Source organism: Streptomyces doebereineriae (assembly GCF_031845645.1).
GTDB lineage: Bacteria > Actinomycetota > Actinomycetes > Streptomycetales > Streptomycetaceae > Streptomyces > Streptomyces canus.
The window spans coordinates 1-639 of the sequence record NZ_JAVREZ010000079.1 but is presented as its reverse complement, the minus strand read 5'-3'; the positions used below and the strand labels follow the sequence as shown (position 1 = coordinate 639).

The window sequence follows — 639 nt, the reverse complement described above, 5'->3', positions numbered from 1 at the left end:
ACGCCCTGGTGCACACCCGCAGCCTGGAATTCGACGAACTGCGCCCCTACGTCCCCGGAGACGACGTCCGCGACATCGACTGGAAGGCCACCGCGCGCTCCGGGCACACCCTGGCCAAGCGGTTCGTCTCCGAAAAACACCACAAGGTCCTGGTAGTCGCCGACGCCGGACGCAACAGCTGCGCGCTCGCACCGTCGGGCGAGTTCAAAAGAACTGTGGCACTGCACACCATCGGCGCGATCGGCTTGATGACGCTGCCCCGGTCCGACGAGATCGCCATGGTGCTCGGCGATCGCCGCGGCAATGTCGACGTCCGGCTGCGCCGCGGCGAGACCCACATCGAAAGCATGCTGCACCGGTACGACCACCACACCACCGACCGCCCCGGCCCGAGTGACATCCGGGTTCAGCTCGAGTGGGTCGCCCGGCACTACCGGCACCGGCTGCTGATCTTCGTGGTCTCCGACGAACCGGAGGTCAGCGACGAGTTGGCCGAGGTGCTCGGCTCCCTGACGGCCCGCCACGACGTGTTGTGGGCCCTGCTCAGCGATATGCCCGCGGTGAGCGCGCGCCGGAACAGCGGTCGCAGCTACGAGGTCGCCGACGGCCGGCAGATCCTGACCGGGCTGGACCCTGACG

Annotated in this window: 1 protein-coding gene; it reads left to right on the top strand. The window is 68.5% G+C overall.

The window, feature by feature from the left end; all coding sequences use genetic code 11:
* Positions 1–639 (top strand): DUF58 domain-containing protein (locus tag RNB18_RS50785; RefSeq protein ID WP_311720900.1); only part of this gene is annotated, 639 nt, incomplete at both ends.